10 protein-coding genes and 1 riboswitch are annotated in these 16,857 nt (G+C 38.2%); all 10 genes read right to left on the minus strand.

Features of this window, described 5'->3' with window-relative positions:
• Positions 1-15: 15 nt before the first annotated feature.
• Complete coding sequence (locus tag EFD62_RS04090) at positions 16-2,379, minus strand: type II/IV secretion system protein (RefSeq protein ID WP_128705778.1); 2,364 nt, start codon at positions 2,377-2,379, stop codon at positions 16-18.
• 565 nt (positions 2,380-2,944) lie between these two features.
• On the minus strand, positions 2,945-3,811 hold the full coding sequence (locus tag EFD62_RS18010) for a dockerin type I repeat-containing protein (protein ID WP_128705779.1): 867 nt from the start codon (positions 3,809-3,811) through the stop codon (positions 2,945-2,947).
• Between the two features lie 1,041 nt (positions 3,812-4,852).
• On the minus strand, positions 4,853-6,676 hold the full coding sequence (glmS, locus tag EFD62_RS04100; RefSeq protein ID WP_128705780.1) for a glutamine--fructose-6-phosphate transaminase (isomerizing): 1,824 nt from the start codon (positions 6,674-6,676) through the stop codon (positions 4,853-4,855).
• A gap of 455 nt (positions 6,677-7,131) precedes the next feature.
• Positions 7,132-8,481, minus strand: coding sequence for a phosphoglucosamine mutase (gene glmM / locus EFD62_RS04105; protein ID WP_069193387.1), 1,350 nt, complete (start codon positions 8,479-8,481; stop codon positions 7,132-7,134).
• Between the two features lie 199 nt (positions 8,482-8,680).
• Positions 8,681-10,267 (minus strand): NAD(P)/FAD-dependent oxidoreductase, encoded by a 1,587-nt coding sequence (locus tag EFD62_RS04110; protein ID WP_128705781.1) that lies wholly within the window; start codon positions 10,265-10,267, stop codon positions 8,681-8,683.
• A 16-nt stretch (positions 10,268-10,283) separates the two neighbouring features.
• On the minus strand, positions 10,284-11,495 hold the full coding sequence (locus EFD62_RS04115; RefSeq protein ID WP_069193385.1) for a CdaR family protein: 1,212 nt from the start codon (positions 11,493-11,495) through the stop codon (positions 10,284-10,286).
• The gene (cdaA, locus tag EFD62_RS04120; RefSeq protein WP_069193384.1) at positions 11,492-12,367 is read right to left on the minus strand and encodes a diadenylate cyclase CdaA; all 876 of its coding nucleotides are present in this window, start codon (positions 12,365-12,367) and stop codon (positions 11,492-11,494) included. Before cdaA ends, EFD62_RS04115 begins: the two co-directional genes overlap by 4 nt.
• Before the next feature lie 124 nt (positions 12,368-12,491).
• Complete coding sequence (gene amrS, locus EFD62_RS04125; RefSeq protein ID WP_128705782.1) at positions 12,492-13,361, minus strand: AmmeMemoRadiSam system radical SAM enzyme; 870 nt, start codon at positions 13,359-13,361, stop codon at positions 12,492-12,494.
• A gap of 11 nt (positions 13,362-13,372) precedes the next feature.
• Positions 13,373-14,761 carry an AmmeMemoRadiSam system protein A gene (gene amrA / locus EFD62_RS04130; protein ID WP_128705783.1) on the minus strand — a complete coding sequence of 463 codons (1,389 nt, stop codon included), beginning with the start codon at positions 14,759-14,761 and terminating at the stop codon, positions 13,373-13,375.
• Between the two features lie 672 nt (positions 14,762-15,433).
• A riboswitch (cyclic di-GMP riboswitch) is annotated at positions 15,434-15,525 on the plus strand.
• Between the two features lie 101 nt (positions 15,526-15,626).
• Positions 15,627-16,655 carry a serine hydrolase gene (locus EFD62_RS04135; protein WP_235832561.1) on the minus strand — a complete coding sequence of 343 codons (1,029 nt, stop codon included), beginning with the start codon at positions 16,653-16,655 and terminating at the stop codon, positions 15,627-15,629.
• Between the last annotated feature and the right edge of the window lie 202 nt (positions 16,656-16,857).

Consider the following 16,857-nt stretch of genomic DNA (forward strand, 5'->3'; position numbering starts at 1 on the left):
GTTACATCCCCTCTTCTAATCTTTGAAGTATGCAATACGAAGCATTTCGTCTATTGTTGTAACACCGTTTTTGACCAGCCTCGTACAGTTCATTCTCAATGTCTTCATGCCCGTCTTAATAGCAGCTTCTTTTATTATATCGGAACTTACGTTCTTAGATATCAGTTCCTTTATTTCCCTATCGACTGTCAATATTTCATAAACTGCTATTCTTCCTTTATATCCGGTATTGTTGCATTGGTCGCAACCCTTTGCATGATATATGGTAATCTCTTCATCTTCTTTCAAATCAAGAATATCTCTCTCATTCATATCCGGCTGCACAGCTTCTTTACAATGAGGGCAGAGTCTTCTTACAAGTCTCTGTGCTATCAAGCCTACCAGAGATGATGACAACAGGAATGGTTCTATTCCCATATCAATCATTCTTGTTACCGAACTTGCTGCGTCATTGGTGTGCAATGTACTGAAAACAAGGTGTCCTGTGATAGCTGATCTGATCGCTATTTCGGCTGTTTCTCCGTCACGTATTTCTCCTACCATTATTATATCCGGGTCTTGTCTTAAGAAGGATCTCAATGCTGCTGCAAAAGTCAAACCTGCCTTTACATTAACCTGTACCTGATTTATACCTTTTATAGTACTTTCAACAGGATCCTCAACTGTAAGTATATTAACATTCGGCTTGCACAATTCTTTGAGCGCGGTATAAAGAGTTGTCGACTTACCGCTTCCGGTAGGTCCTGTAACCAGTACAATTCCGTGAGGACTTGATATTATCTGGTCAAACTTTTCCATATCGTCCTCAAAGAATCCGAGATCCAGTTTTGAAACATTAAAGCCTTCCTTGTCAGCTATTCTTATAACAATCTTTTCTCCAAACATCGTAGGCAAAACAGATACACGCATGTCATAGTCTCTATCATCGATTTTCATTCCAATTCTTCCGTCCTGCGGTACCCTCTTCTCTGCAATGTTTAGGCCACTGATAATTTTTATTCTGGCAACAATTGATGGAACAATCTTTTTATCATACTTCATTATCTCCACCAATTGTCCGTCAATTCTGTATCTGATCAGGACGCAGTCTTCCTGCGGCTCTATGTGAATATCACTCGCTCTTGTTGCTACAGCTTTCTGGAAAATAATATTAACCATCTTGACAATAGGGGCATTCTCGAGATCTCTAACATCAATAGTATCATTTTCCTCTTGCGTTTCGGTTATTTCAACCGCAATTTTTTCCTTTACCTTTTGGAACTCTTCATCAAGGTCTGCAACCTTCTGTTCTATATCTTTTGGATCACGTTTCTTAGCATCTTTTCCATAGTATTTTTCTAATTGCAATAAAATCTGTTCCTCGTCAGCAAGGCAAGGTATAATTTCAAGGCCGGTTGTAAGTCTCAAATCGTCTATTGAGAAAATATTCATCGGGTCGCTCATGGCAACCTTTAAATTACCGTCTACACTTTCAATAGGGATAACCTTATGGGCTCTCGCCAAATTGACTGATACCAATCGAATGACATCTTCATCGATTTCGATTCCTTCAATATCAACAAACTCAACCCCCATTTGCTTTTGAAGGAATTCATAAAGGGATTTTCTGTCGATATAACCTTCGCCTACCAATATCTTACCGATAAGCTCTCCAGTTTTGGACTGTATGCTAAGTGCATTATCCAACTGCTCTTGTGTAATAACTCCGGAGCGTACAAGAATGTTTCCTATTTTATCTTTAAAAATACCGCTTTCGTTATATCCTTCCTTTTCAAAACTCTTGCTTGGCGTTTCTAATTGCGGTTCTATCGCTTCTACATTGCTTTTTATATTATCATATAGATCTCTTTCAAGAAGTTCTTGCTCCCTTGCAAAAAGATCGTTTTCCTCAAATTCATCATTTTTTACCACTTTTAACTTCGGTTGCTGCGGTTTTTTCTCTTCTCCGAAATATTCGACAATAAGTCTTTCGATTTCTTTGACATCCGCAAGAACAGGCTTTATTTCAAGGGCAGTCGCAAGACGTATATCATCTATACAGAAAATATCTGTAGGATCACACATTGCAACTGTCAAGACGCCGTTATCTTTTTCTATAGGTATAACCTTATACCTATTTGCTATATTTCGTGTAATTAATAATGGAACACTCGAATCGCTAATTTTATAAGTTGACAGATCAACAAAGGATATGCCCATCTTTACTGCATTGGCATGCATTATATCCTTCTGGGATACAAGGCCAAGTTCTAATAATACGTCCTCAATACTCCTATTACCCTCTCTTTGAATATCCCAGGCCTTTTTAAGATCGACTATTTTCAAAACTCCCATTTCCAATAGTATTTCATCAATACCTCTTGTATCTACTCCTAGCATCTCGTACCCCCACATCTCATATGTAATTATTTACAACATAAATTTTTTTCTGAAATCCCTAAAAAGTGTATTCAATTTGTATAAATAAAGACTTAATTATAGTTTATACTAAATTCTATTCGTTGTGAAGCATAATTTATGAATATATTAGCTATTTTACAATAAAAAATGTTTTGTTACGGTGTATTTGGAATTAAAATTTGTACAAGACTTATTTTAACACCTTTCTTACTACTTCTCAAGTAGATTTTTGAGTGGTTAATTTATGTGAAATTTTCTATGTGGCAAAATCAGTTCACTAATTGTTTACTATCTTCTTTGTGAATGAGCAACGGGCGTTTTTTCAAGTACCAAGAGATTTCTAAAGAATCCCGTTCAGTTTTGGAAATATTAATATTTTCCTCAAAAATAGTATCGATTTTTTATTCATAAGCATTAGATACAATTATTGGTAGTATTGCAACAAATCCCGCCCGCGCCACAAAATTTTAAACATCCTCGAACTCTACATTATCGGTGTAAATTACTGTCCTAAAAACGCAATTTAATATGTATCCAGCAAATATTATATAGGTAAACTACTAATTCTACGCAGTATGTATCTTCTTAAAATAGTTAAGTCCGTAGAATTTATTTTACCGTCTTGGTTTACATCTGCAACTTCCGGGTTTGGAAGGGTATTTAGTCTCCCCAGCAAGAACCTCTTCATATATGTAACATCTGTTGAATTAACGTTGTTGTCGTTGTTTAAGTCCCCATACAGGATCTCAACCGAAGAGGTCGGCGTTGGTGTTGGTACACAAATAGCTGTTGTTATCGGCGTTGGTTTATGTGTCGTTGTTGGCATCGATGTTGGTTTATGCGTCGGTGTTGGCATCGGCGTCGGTACACAGATAGCGGTTGTTACCGGCGTTGGCTTATGCGTCGGTGTTGGTGTTGGTACACAGATAGCGGTTGTTACCGGCGTTGGCTTATGCGTCGGTGTTGGTGTTGGTACACAGATAGCGGTTGTTACCGGCGTTGGCTTATGCGTCGGTGTTGGTGTTGGTACACAGATAGCTGTTGTTACCGGCGTTGGCTTATGCGTCGGTGTTGGTGTTGGTACACAGATAGCTGTTGTTACCGGCGTTGGCTTATGCGTCGGTGTTGGTGTTGGTACACAGATAGCGGTTGTTACCGGCGTTGGTTTATGCGTCGGTGTTGGCGTTGGCGTTGGTATTAATGCTAATGTTGTAATGTACATAATTCCCAAATTACGTATGTTCTTAATGCTTTCTGTTATACTGCTATTCACAGACTGTATTGGTCTAGTAGCATTTTGATCTTTTGCAAATACTTTGCTCACTAATCCCGTACCATACTGAAATGCCGTAAAATGAAACAGTATTGCAAAAACTAAAACTAAAGAGATACCCTTGATTAATCTTTTCATTATTAACACTCCCCTTTTTTATAATTTATATAATTATCATTATTTTAATTTCACAGTATTTTTTCTTTTGATTTATTGGCTTAAAAGTTTTAATAGTGTGAACATAACAAGCATTGACAAAATCTAAAGATTTGCTTGACCCAAGAAAACCTTTAAAATTTCGTCACCGAACTAAATTCTCCAAATATAATAAAACGACTGTAATATACCAATAAATTATCAATATTATCTATTACAAACAGCACCGAAAAGGAAATGTTAGAAAAAGTCTACTTTATAGATAGGTAAATTGAAAGAAAAAAATTATTTTTTGTCTATTGTTGCATTGTCTTATCTATTTCCCCCATCTGTTCATTAACCTATATAAAAAACAACATGTTTCCACATATAGGTTCTAAACTTTGTAATTAAATCATATAGTATTACTAAGAATTGCTATCTTTTCAAAATGATATTTTTTAAGTAAATTATACTACTATCTCTTCATACAAACAAGTCCTAAAATCACAACTACACATTATAAATATTATCAAACTGAGGGTGTTAATTTAATGAAGTTTTTCAAAAAACTTATATATAACTTACTCAATCTTTTTCTATATTCTTAATAAAAATATTATAGTATCTTCCACATGATAAAGTTCCCTCTAAGATTTGATATTTTCAATCCACTTAATAGCATTAACGCCATCATTTAATAACACTTTTTTCAAAATAGAGTAGATTCTAAATGAGGGTAAATTGAAAGTAAAGATGTATAAGGTTACTTTTTATCAATACTAACATCAACATTTCTCTCAATACTCAAAACAATACTTTTTCCTATGCATTTAGCCTCGTCTTCAACCCCTTGACTATAACAATCTCAACCCTTGCTCCATTTCCCTTTATCTTAATAAATCAAATCCCGTAGCCATTAAGGATTTCTCCTGCTTCGACTACGGGATTTTGGAATCAACTTTATTTTTATAGAAACGAACTTTATTTTCATGGAGTGAACTCTATTTGAATTATACACTACAGCCAAAATACCTCATCTATCTACTCAACTGTTACACTCTTCGCAAGATTTCTCGGCTTATCCACGTCACAACCCTTCTGCAGCGCCATATAATATGCAAATAATTGCAGAGGAGTCACAGCCACTATCGGAGCAATAAGCGAATCAACATCGGGAATGGTAACGACTACATCAGCAGCCTTGCAAACCTGCTTGTTGCTCTCCTTTGCTATCGCAAGGACAACAGCTCCCCTAGCCTTTACCTCCTTAATATTGCTTATCATTTTCTCCACAAGGTTATCTTGAGTCATTGGGCAAATTACCAATGTACCCTCCTCAATAAGGGCAATGGTCCCGTGCTTCAGTTCCCCTCCGGCATAAGCCTCCGAGTGGATATACGAAATTTCCTTGAGCTTGAGCGACCCTTCCATGGACAGCGCATAATCAAGTCCTCTTCCGATAAAGAAAATACTCTTTGCATTGTAGTGCTGTGATGCAAACTTCTGTATTGTATCCCTATTGGCCAACACCTTCTCGATTTCCCCGGGAATTGCTTTTAACCCTTCTATTACATTGCTGTAATAATCCTTTTCTATCCTGCCTAGTTTATATGCAAAATCCAGGGCAACCAGATACAACGCAGAAAGCTGAGTGTTATATGCCTTAGTTGATGCCACCGCAATTTCCGGACCTGCCCAAGTATACAGAACATCATCCGACTCCCTTGCAATCGAACTTCCTACAACATTCACAATGGACAGAACCCTTGCTCCCTTCTTCTTGGATTCTCTGAGAGCAAACAATGTATCAATGGTCTCACCCGATTGACTTATTATAATTACCATGTCCCTGTCACATATTAGAGGATCTCTGTACCTAAACTCCGATGCAACATCAACCTCCACAGGAATCCTTGCCAGCTTTTCTATTATATATTTGCCCACAACCCCTGCATGATACGCAGTACCACATGCAACAATATAGATTTTCCCTATATTCTTTAAATCGTCAGCAGTAATCTTAATGTTGTCCAGTACTATATTGTCATCCTTTATTCTTGGACTTACAGTGTCCCTTATTACCTTTGGCTCCTCACACATTTCCTTCATCATGAAATGCTCGTAGCCTGCCTTTTCAGCTGAAGCAACATCCCAGTTTACCTTGAATACCTTCTTCTGTACGGCTAAACCGTAATTATTGAATATCTTAACTTCCTTGTCACTTAAAAGTACAATCTCTTTGTCTTCCAGAATATATACATCCCTTGTGTATTCAAGTATCGCCGGAATATCCGAGGCAATAAAATTCTCTCCTTTTCCAAGTCCCACAACAAGAGGACTATCCTTTCTGGCAGCAACAAATTTGCCGGGATAATCCCTGCAAAGGACCCCTAATGCATAAGATCCCTCTATTTCATTTATAGAGTTAATAACAGCCTGAACCACGTCACCGTGATAGTGGTAATCTATAAGATGTGCCACAACCTCGGTATCGGTTTCCGATACAAATTTATAGCCTTCCGCTTCAAGAAATTCTTTTAATTCCAGATAGTTCTCAATTATACCGTTGTGCACAACGGCAATTTTACCGGAATTGCTTATATGGGGGTGAGAATTAAGATCATTCGGCTCCCCGTGGGTAGCCCATCGGGTATGACCTATTCCAATCTTTCCCCCCGGTGTATCGTTATCCACCTTTTCTTCCAAATTTACAAGCCTACCCTTGCACTTTATCACTTTTATGTCACCATCGTCTAAAATTGCCACTCCAGCAGAGTCATAGCCTCTATACTCAAGCTTTTTAAGGCCATTCAAAAGTATAGGTGCTGCGTTTTTGTCACCTATATAACCGACTATTCCACACACTGATACCTCTCCTTTACATTTTTACTCCTTTTTGGATATCATTAAGCAAAAATAATTAGAAATGGCTAATATTTTAGACAGGAAAATTCACTCAGATCCACTTTGTTCTGCAGTTACCTGCGAGTTTTTGTAGGATCTTAACGATCGTGACAACCGGAAGGTTTCCGCCGAAATTTCGATAACTCACCGATTGCAAAAATTACCGGTGACCTCCTTCTCCTCGTCCACGTGGGAAGCCACGTGCTGGCGCTTGCTATATGAATTCACTATGGCCAAACTCCCTATCCTCCTCTTCTTTGCACATAATGAATAACATTTCCCTGCCAAAAAGCTCCTTAGCCTATTTATTTATATAAGCATGGGCATTCTATAAAAGAATGCTTCCATGCAATATAAGCAACTTATATTATTACTAGTATATTATTTATATATAATAATCGATACAAAAACAAAATCTATCCAAGCCTATCCTCAATAACTTTTACAAGCTCAACAGCTCTTCTTTCTATATAATCCTTATCCTTACCTTCTATCATAACCCTTACCAAAGGCTCTGTTCCTGAAGGTCTAATAAGTACTCTTCCTTCATCCTTAAACTCATTTTCAAGTTCTTTGCACATGCCACATACTACTTCGTCGTCAAGATATTTCTCTTTGTTTTGGTTACTTACTCGGGCATTCATTAATACCTGCGGCAATACCTGCATTATTGAAGCCAACTCCGAAAGCTTCTTTCCGGAAGACTTCACAACACTAAGAAGCTGTGTTCCTGTAAGAATACCGTCCCCTGTAGTATTATGGTCAAGGAAAATAATATGTCCGGACTGCTCGCCACCTAAAATATGCCCGTTCTCAAGCATATTCTCCAACACATATCTGTCTCCCACTTTTGTCTTAACTATGTTTATCCCTTCTCTTTTCGCCATTATATCGAAGCCAAGGTTGCTCATAACAGTTGCAACAATTGTATTATTTGCAAGTCTTCCCTGCTTCTTCAGTTCAAGACCAATTATCGCCATAATCTGATCACCATCAACCAAGTTGCCGTTTTCATCAACCGCAAGCACCCTGTCGGCATCTCCATCAAAAGCAAGCCCAACATCTGCCCCGCTTTCAATGACAAATTTCCGCAGCTGTTCAATATGTGTAGAACCGCAGTTCTTATTTATATTTATACCGTCAGGCTCGTTGTTAATAACGCAAACCTCCGCACCAAGTTCATAAAAAGTGATTGGAGCTGCCTGATACGATGCACCGTTTGCACAATCAATTGCAATCTTAAGACCTTTTAGATCACCGCTAATAGTGCTTTTAACAAAGTTGACATAATCATCTAAAGATGACTCTATTTCGATTTTCCTCCCGACTTTCTCTCCGGTAGGAAGCTCAATTTTCTCGGCATTATCAAGAATTATAGCCTCTATCCTCTCCTCTAAAGCATCGGAAAGCTTATAGCCCTTGTTATTAAAGAATTTTATTCCATTAAACTCATAAGGATTGTGAGAAGCAGAAATTACTACACCGGCATCAGCATTATAATGCCTGATAAGATAAGCAACCGTTGGCGTGGGGACTATTCCTAAGCATACCACTTCTGCACCAACCGAACATAATCCCGCTACAAGTGAAGCTTCCAACATATCTCCCGATATCCTTGTATCCATACCCACCAATATTTTTGGTGTGTGCTTTGTCTCCGAAGTCAATACATAAGCTCCGGCCTGACCCAATTTATATGCAAGCTCGGCAGTTAATTCCGAATTCGCTACTCCTCTTACTCCATCAGTACCAAATAGACGTCCCAATACTCTCATCCCCCTAAAATTATTCACCTTTTTTGTGTTGCAATTAAATGCTCAAAATTTAATAAAGATATATAAATTTATATACTAAATTCATAATAACTATATTATATTATAACAATCAAGTAAATAGCAAAAACCATTTTATGTAACTTGGCCTGTAAAAGTTCATGCAATGCATTAATATATTATTCACACACTGCTATTCATATGAATAGGTGCTTATTATCTTCTCCGCTATTCTGATGCCGTCAACCGCTGCACTGACAATTCCGCCAGCATACCCCGCACCCTCACCGGCAGGATACAAGCCTTTTATACCAATTGCCTCAAGAGTGTCATCCCTTGGAATTCTGACAGGCGATGAAGTTCTGGTCTCCACTCCCGTAATCACAGCATCCTTCATACCAAAGTCCTTGATTCGTGAGTCAAAATAAGGTAGAGCTTCCTTCATGGAATCCGTCACAAAAACCGGAAGACAGGAATGAATATCAGCGAGATTTGTTCGTCCGGTGTAGCTCGGTCTAACTGCCCCCAGAAAAGTTGATTTTCTGCCCTCAATAAAGTCTTCAAGCCTCTGTACCGGTGCCCGATTATCGGATCCCCCCGCAACAAAAGCCAACCTTTCCCACTTCCTTTGAAAATCAATGCCGGCAAGGGGATGGTGACTTCCGAAATCTCCCGGCTCCACCGATACCACAAGGGCACTGTTGGCATTTTCCCTGTCCCTTGCAAATTCACTCATCCCATTTGTCACAATCATACCCGGCTCCGAGGCCGATGCTACTACAATACCTCCGGGACACATGCAAAATGAGTACACAGTCCTGCGTCCAAGCTTCTGAAACAACTGGTAGTCTGCTGCTCCAAGTCTGGGATGCCCTGCGGCTTCACCATATTGGGCTCTGTTAATTACTTCTTGGGGATGTTCAATCCTGACTCCAATAGAAAAGGGCTTCTGCACAAATTCAACACCTTTATCCAAAAGCATTTTGAAGGTGTCTCTTGCACTATGCCCTATTGCAAGAACTGCAGCCTCACAGGGTATTTCGTCCCTGTCATTTACCACAATTCCGACTATGCTTCCGTTTTTGACAGTTATTGATGTAACCTTTGAATTGAATCTTACTTCTCCTCCGTATTCAATTATCCTGTTACGCATGTTTGCGACTACCCTTTTTAATACATCAGAGCCTATATGGGGTTTTGCCTTAAACAGAATTTCTTCATGGGCTCCGGATTTGTAGAATTCCTCCAAGACTATGCTACAGCGCCTGTCGTTTATCCTGGTAGTAAGCTTCCCGTCAGAAAAAGTTCCCGCACCACCTTCTCCAAACTGTACATTAGTTTCCGGATCAAGCTCACCAGTGGTCCAATACCTGTTAACGATTTGTGTGCGCTTTTCAACACATTCACCTCTTTCGAGAACCAGCGGTTTATAGCCGTTTTGCGCCAGAATAAGCCCTGCAAACAGACCAGCAGGACCTGTGCCAATGACCACAGGTCTGTTTTGAAGCTTTGCATTGCCTGGAACCAAGACATCTTCGGGTTCTTGCTTTAATATCTGGATATCTGCGCTTTCCCTTACCTTTATTTTGCCTTCAATTTCAAGCATGACAGAATAGACAAGATTAATATGAGGTCTTTTTCTTGCATCAATAGACTCTTTTACTATCCTGAAATCCCTAAAGTCCTTTTCATTTACTTTTATTCTTTTAGAAACAAGTCTTCTCAAAGCATCTATATCATCATCTAAAGAAAGTTTTAAATTACGAACAATTAACTTCATTTGTACCTCTTAAGCTCTAATTTCCTGTCCTAATTACATTAATTTTAACATCATAGTTTTCAACAAGTTTTACGGTATCCGGCAAAACCACATTAAGTGTCCTCTTATATTCTCCTTCCGATAGGCCATTTACATCAACACTTAACCTAAGACTTTCAGGCGCAATCTTATTAAGCTCTTGCCTTGTACCGGTTAGAGTTATTTTAATTATTTCATCCCAAACTTCATATCTAAGCGAATTATTCCTTGCTGCATTATCAAATACAATACTTTCCTTGCCAAAGACAAACTCCTTTTCTGCCAACTCCTCAATAACTACATCTACATAAACACTTCTTGGAGTATCAACAAGACGAACTCCATCCGGCAGAACAAGATTCACGATTTTTGTCATACTCTCGGACACATTCTCGATATCTATAGGCTCAGTCTTTAAGTTATCAACAAGACCAACGACATCAGAAGGACCGGCAATCAATGCCTTTTCCGGTACGACTCTGTGTATGCCGTCGGTGTAATTTTTGGCCGGCCTTCCCCTTACAGCCGGTACTATAGGCACTTCTTTTGCAATCTCAATACTGATATCGACATTCAGCTTCTTATCCAGCTCAACTATTTTCTCGCCTTCCTTATTGTAAACTACGCACTCCTTATTTACAATAATATCATTGCTGAGGTTGTCAACATCCACATAAGCCCTAACCTCGCCGATTGAATTTATTATTTCATCAGCCGCTTCAATTGATACAGTCCCCGGTATTGCATTTGCCCTTACTACCTTATAACTCTCCTTAGGCTTTCCCGTAGTAACTACCTTTACAGGGAAAGGATTTTCTCCCAGCCTTTCAAGCTCTATTTCTACAACCCTCGGCGTTACCCCCTGAAAAGATACACCATCTTTATTTGTATAAACATGAACATACAAAATTTCAGTGTTAACATCTTCTACCTTTGAAAGATCAACAATTGCCTCAATATCATTAAGTCCTATATTATTAAAAGTATTCTTCCTTCCCTTTAAGCTGACAGAAACATTTCTTGGAAAATTCTCATTTTTAATTATTATTCCCTTTTCTTTAAGTGAACTTTCATTTTCGACTTTTAAAGGCACATTCAAGTCAACCCAGGTTACCGGATTAGAACTGTCTAAAACAATAAACCAGAGAAATACGGCGAAAAATAAAGATATTATCTTCAATGTTAAATCTTTCTTCAGTAAATCGTTCATTTAGCCTTCACCTTCCATATCCCCAGCTTCTTACTCGGATTCTCTTTATCTAAAAGATTTTTGCTTAAAGCTTTTCTCAAGGTATCCGAGGTCAAATTCCTGGTAAGCCCGCCGTTTAGGGCAACAGAAATCCTTCCGGACTCTTCCGAAACCACCACAACAATTGCATCTGAAACTTCGCTTATACCAAGAGCAGCCCTGTGCCTTGTTCCCAGCTCCTTACTAAGATTCGGATTCTCTGTAAGGGGCAAAAAACATGCAGCAGCTTTTATCTGGTTGTCCCTAATTACAACAGCTCCGTCATGTAAAGGAGTGTTTGGTGTGAATATATTTATCAAAAGCTCTGAAGTAATGTTTGAATCAAGATTAATTCCCGAGTTGATAATCTCCCCTATCTTGGTCTCTCTTTCAATTACAATAAGCGCTCCTGTAAAGGTTCTTGACATTTCTGTCACAGCCTTTATTATTTCCTCAATCACCGATTTTACCTTAATTGTCCTGTCTTCCTCTTCAAAGCTGAAAAGGTTCCTAAACCGGCTTCTTCCCAACTGCTCCAACCCTCTTCTAAACTCCGGCTGAAACAGCACAACAAGTATTATGGCCATATACTCAATAGTAAGCCTTAGTATAAAGGAAAGAGTTTTAAAACCCAGTAATTCACTGAATCTAGCTGCAAACACAATTACAAGAATACCTTTTATCAGCTGCCATGCTCGGGTTTCCCTTATAAGTTTTATCAATTTGTATATTACAAAGGATACTATACCAATATCTATAAGTGTCTTTATTAAATCCCAGACATTCTTAATATCCAGATTGGTTGATAAATTAATTATAATATCCCAAAAATTTGTTCCTATTAAAAAGCTCATCTGAAAACCTCACTCTGCATGCTAAGGTTAAAAACATCTTATAAGAGAATTATAACTTATTTCTAAATAAATGTAAGCTTTTTTTAATAAAAATATAATTAATAATTGATTACAAAATCATTTTTTACCACACATTTCCAAGATAAACATAATCCAGATATTTCTGTGCCTCTTCCTGCGCTCTAAACAGTGTCTCCTTTGGTGTTGGAGGAACATCCTGCATCCTGTAATTCGGAAAATACCTTGTAAGGTGCAGAGGTATCTTCTTTGATATGGCCAAAAGCCACTGTGCCATCTTGGAAATTTCTTTCAAGTCATCATTCAATGTGGGAATAACAAGGGTAGTTACTTCCACATGGCATTTTTCGGCCGCCATCTCCACAGTCTCCCTCACATTCTCCAACACTCCCCCGCATATATCTTTGTAGAAGGAGGCTGTATAGGCTTTTACATCAATATTCATAGCATCAATATGAGGAAGCAACATTAAAAGCGCTTCCTTGCCGATAAAGCCATTGGTCACCAAAACATTGGAAAGCCCTGCCTTTTTAGCAAGTACCGCAGTATCATACACAAACTCATACCATATAGATGGCTCATTGTAGGTATATGCAATCCCTATATTGCCTTGGGGCACAAGCTCCTTGGCCTTACTGACAATTTCCTCGGCACCTATCTCATAAAGCTCGGGATCATCGTGGGCAATCGCCCAGTTCTGGCAAAAGGAACACTTGAGATTACAGCCAAAAGTGCCTATTGACAGTATCTTCAAACCGCTTCTAAACCTGTATAATGGCTTCTTTTCTATCGGGTCCAATGCAATGGAAGTAATTTTCCCATAATTTAAAGAATACAAATCTCCGTCAATATTCTTCCGTGCTCTGCACGCTCCCAACCTTCCGGGCTTTATAATGCAATTATGGGGGCAAAGATAGCAATGTACCTTTAAATCCTCTATTCCGTTATAAAACATTGCCGGCTTTGCTGCTTCCATATCACCACTCCTTATTTATGTCTTATTACCTCAAACCTCTCCAATGTATATTTTTCTTCCGGATTGATCCCCGCCTTCTGAAGTGCTATTGATACCTGTTGCTCGGGAGCGTCAACATTCTCAAGGTTTGGAAGCAGAAGTCCCGTCCTTCTTCCTGACCTTACAATCACTCCGTACCTTACCACATCCAGTTTATCCATGGAATCAATAGCTTCGGGCTCCATCAAGACATCCACAGAGTATTCAAGCTCATCCAGCTCGTACGGCTTCACAGGATAGAACCTTGGATCTGCAGTGCCGGAGCTTATTGCATTGTGAATTATTTCACTTGCTATATTCTCTCTTGTGGGCGCGATTGTACCGATGCAACCTCTTAATTCGCCCTTCTTCTTTATGGAAACGAAAGTTCCCGCTTTTCCCTCTGTCATTTCTTGAGGAAGGCCGTCATAATCATCCAGGACCTTTCCCTCCCTTACATAAGCCTCCAGGGCCTTTTTGGCAAGAGAAACATACGGATCGACACTCTTATTTCTTCCTCTTCTTCTCCTATCGAGCATTCTGCGGGAAGGATCTTCCCCTCCAACTCCAATTCTAGCCACCATATATCCTACACCAAAGGGACCTTCATAAGAATAGACCTCCGGAACTACACTATATCCATCCAGAGCCCCCAGCATTATTACAAAGGACCTTAGTCCACACTCCGCAGCATCATCCCGGAGCTTTTCATCTATATCCAGAATCCTGTCAATATCGTCTTTTTCAATGCTCTTAACAAACAGCTCATCAAATTCCCCGGCATGCTTGTTGTATCCATAGGGCCCGTCACTGGTCAGCCGATGCGAGAGATCACCGCTTGAGACAAACACCACATCCTCATTTGAATCTCTGACAGCTTTGCCAATACACATTCCAAACTTATAGTGCTCTTCCAGCGTAAGAGTGGACATGGCAATATGAACAAGCCTAAAATCCGAATACACCCGGCTTATATAATAAAGAGGCACCAGTGCTCCATGATCCAGATCTCCCGAAATGCCATACTTTTTCCCTATGCCTTCATTAATTCCGCCGGCTTCAATGCCTTCCTTCTTTGCAAACTCAACAATTGAGTCTACCAGCTTAAAATTATTATCAAAGCTAAGTTTTACTTTACCAGCCCCAAACCTTCCAAAATCCCCCTGTAGTGTTTTATAATCATTAATGTAAATATAATCCTCAAACAGAGGGGCATGGGAAGTTGTAAGAATAATGGTTGAAGGCTTTTCTTTACCTATTTCATCGGCTGCTTTTTCACAGGCTCTAATAGTCATAAGAGCGCCATTCTCATCGCCCTTGCCTATCTCAGGCACAATCAAAGGAGGATGAGGAAAAATATAAGAACTTATTATTTTTCCCATAACCTATATCACTACCTTCCAAGAAAAATCGACACAGTCATAAGCCCTACAGAAGTTAGAAAAAATGTCAAAACCATAATAAATGCAATCACCCTAATGGTATTTTTCTTCATGCCATCTCACATCCCATTCTATATAGTGTTTATTTAAAATAGACATTTATTCAATTCCTTACGCTATATTGTATATTATTTTCGCGTATTGATAAATACCTTAATTCATAATAAATTATGCAAAAAAGTGAAATACATATGGTATTATTTACAATTTCAGGATTATATTAAACTAATATTTTTTTAAACTTAAGAAGGAATTTAATTTACTTTGTAGAATATGAATTTATATGAAACTTGTTATTAAACTCATCATTAATAAAAGAAATAAAAACCAATAAATTAATAATTCACATCTCATAAAAACACTAGTATGGAACGACTCTCCCCTGTTGCATAGTAGTGTTTTTCTTTACCTTTTTTCCTCTTAATAACCCTAGTTGAAAAATGACGAAAAAAGACGAATTTTTAAACAAACTTCTCCAAAACGGCAACATTTACCTTTGAATCTCTTATTTTTGCTAATATTGAATTGTACATTATTCTCTGTATCTGATATAATAAAATTGTACATTATACTCCCCTTTATATTTGGTATAAGGAGATATAAATAGAGACTTATGAAACAGGGCAAAATTGCCGAAAGGTAATGACGCAAAGCCTAGGGTCTAAAGTACCGTAAATCGATACAATGATAGCCGGGTTGCCATTAAAAGTTCTGTTTATACTCTTCGAATAATATAAAGAGGAAATAGGTCCTAAATATTTCCTTATACCACTTTATTTTAGGAAGTATAATGTTTCCGAATCTTTTAGTCATTTACCCTTTCCGATTGAGTCATAACATAATCATAAGTAATTTTAGAAATATTAGCTATTGCTTTATTGGCTGACCTTTCATTTTTTACATTCTTCGTCATGACAACAATTATATATGGCCTCTTAGCATAAACGATTCCAACGTCATGCACAACACCGATAAGATTACCGGTTTTATGTGCAATTTTTACGTTCTTTGGGAGTAATACCGGAAGTCGGTCATAAAATTTCGTATTTACCATGTTTCTCACAAGTTCCTTGCCTAAAGGATCGCCATTTTCCGAAAGCTCATACACTTTTTTTAAGTACAAAGCCATATCCCTTGGACATGATAAGTTTTTTTTGTCATCGACCACTATCCCACCCATCTCACGCATGTAATTCTTGACATTTTCCTTGCCTACATAGCGAAGCAGCATATTTACAGCCACATTATCACTGTATACTATCGAAAGCCTCAATAGCTCCCTTACGGTATAAGTCTTCCCATAGGACTCTCTGCTCCAAATTATCCCTGCGCCGCCTTCATAATCTTCCTCGGTATACTCTAAGGTAGTATCAGCATCAATTATTCCTTCCCTTATCCTGTCATAAACATATAAGTTTAGTGGAATTTTAAAAGTACTGGCAGCAAAATATTCTTCTTCGGCATTAATACCGAATTCACTGCCGCTTTCAAGATCAACAAAATATATTCCAAATTGACAGTTGTATTTTGAGATGTATTTTTTAAGCTTGCTTTCTAAAGCCGCATAACCGTTTCCTTCCTGCAGTTCTTCGAAGATATCGCCAAAATCATAATCCATATCTTCGTAATAAATAGCTTCCCCTATGTCCTCAAGATATTCAGAATCAAGATAAAAAGAGTCTACATCATAATCGTAAATTTCGGCATCATTTGCCTCAAAGCTCTCTCTATGATATTCATGGCTTTCACTGCTCATACTTGCCGTGTTGCTGCTGTATACAACAAACGCCACACCTGTTAAAAATGTGACTGCAAGCATAAGATAATTCCTCATTTTCCCTTCTAGCCTTTTGCAAAGTCTTTCTTTAATAGAAAAATTTCTGCGAACTTGTTTAATAAACACGTGCTGCAAAACCCCTTATAAAAATAATACCTATATATGTTGCAATACCTAAAATCGATGTAAAATATTTATTGCAAAACATACAGTACCTACTATATTATTTTTATACAGAAAAAAACTATATTATTACAGA

Origin of the sequence: Acetivibrio mesophilus (assembly GCF_004102745.1) — a bacterium.
GTDB classification, from domain to species: domain Bacteria; phylum Bacillota; class Clostridia; order Acetivibrionales; family Acetivibrionaceae; genus Hungateiclostridium; species Hungateiclostridium mesophilum.

Bases quoted from the DNA above. Each gene is read 5' to 3' on its own strand.
- EFD62_RS04090 (WP_128705778.1), bottom strand. From the start codon at position 2,379: ATGCTAGGAGTAGATACAAGAGGTATTGATGAAATACTATTGGAAATG.
- EFD62_RS18010 (WP_128705779.1), bottom strand. From the start codon at position 3,811: ATGAAAAGATTAATCAAGGGTATCTCTTTAGTTTTAGTTTTTGCAATA.
- EFD62_RS04110 (WP_128705781.1), bottom strand. From the start codon at position 10,267: ATGAAGTTAATTGTTCGTAATTTAAAACTTTCTTTAGATGATGATATA.
- EFD62_RS04115 (WP_069193385.1), bottom strand. From the start codon at position 11,495: ATGAACGATTTACTGAAGAAAGATTTAACATTGAAGATAATATCTTTA.
- cdaA (WP_069193384.1), bottom strand. From the start codon at position 12,367: ATGAGCTTTTTAATAGGAACAAATTTTTGGGATATTATAATTAATTTA.
- amrS (WP_128705782.1), bottom strand. From the start codon at position 13,361: ATGGAAGCAGCAAAGCCGGCAATGTTTTATAACGGAATAGAGGATTTA.
- amrA (WP_128705783.1), bottom strand. From the start codon at position 14,761: ATGGGAAAAATAATAAGTTCTTATATTTTTCCTCATCCTCCTTTGATT.
- EFD62_RS04135 (WP_235832561.1), bottom strand. From the start codon at position 16,655: ATGAGGAATTATCTTATGCTTGCAGTCACATTTTTAACAGGTGTGGCG.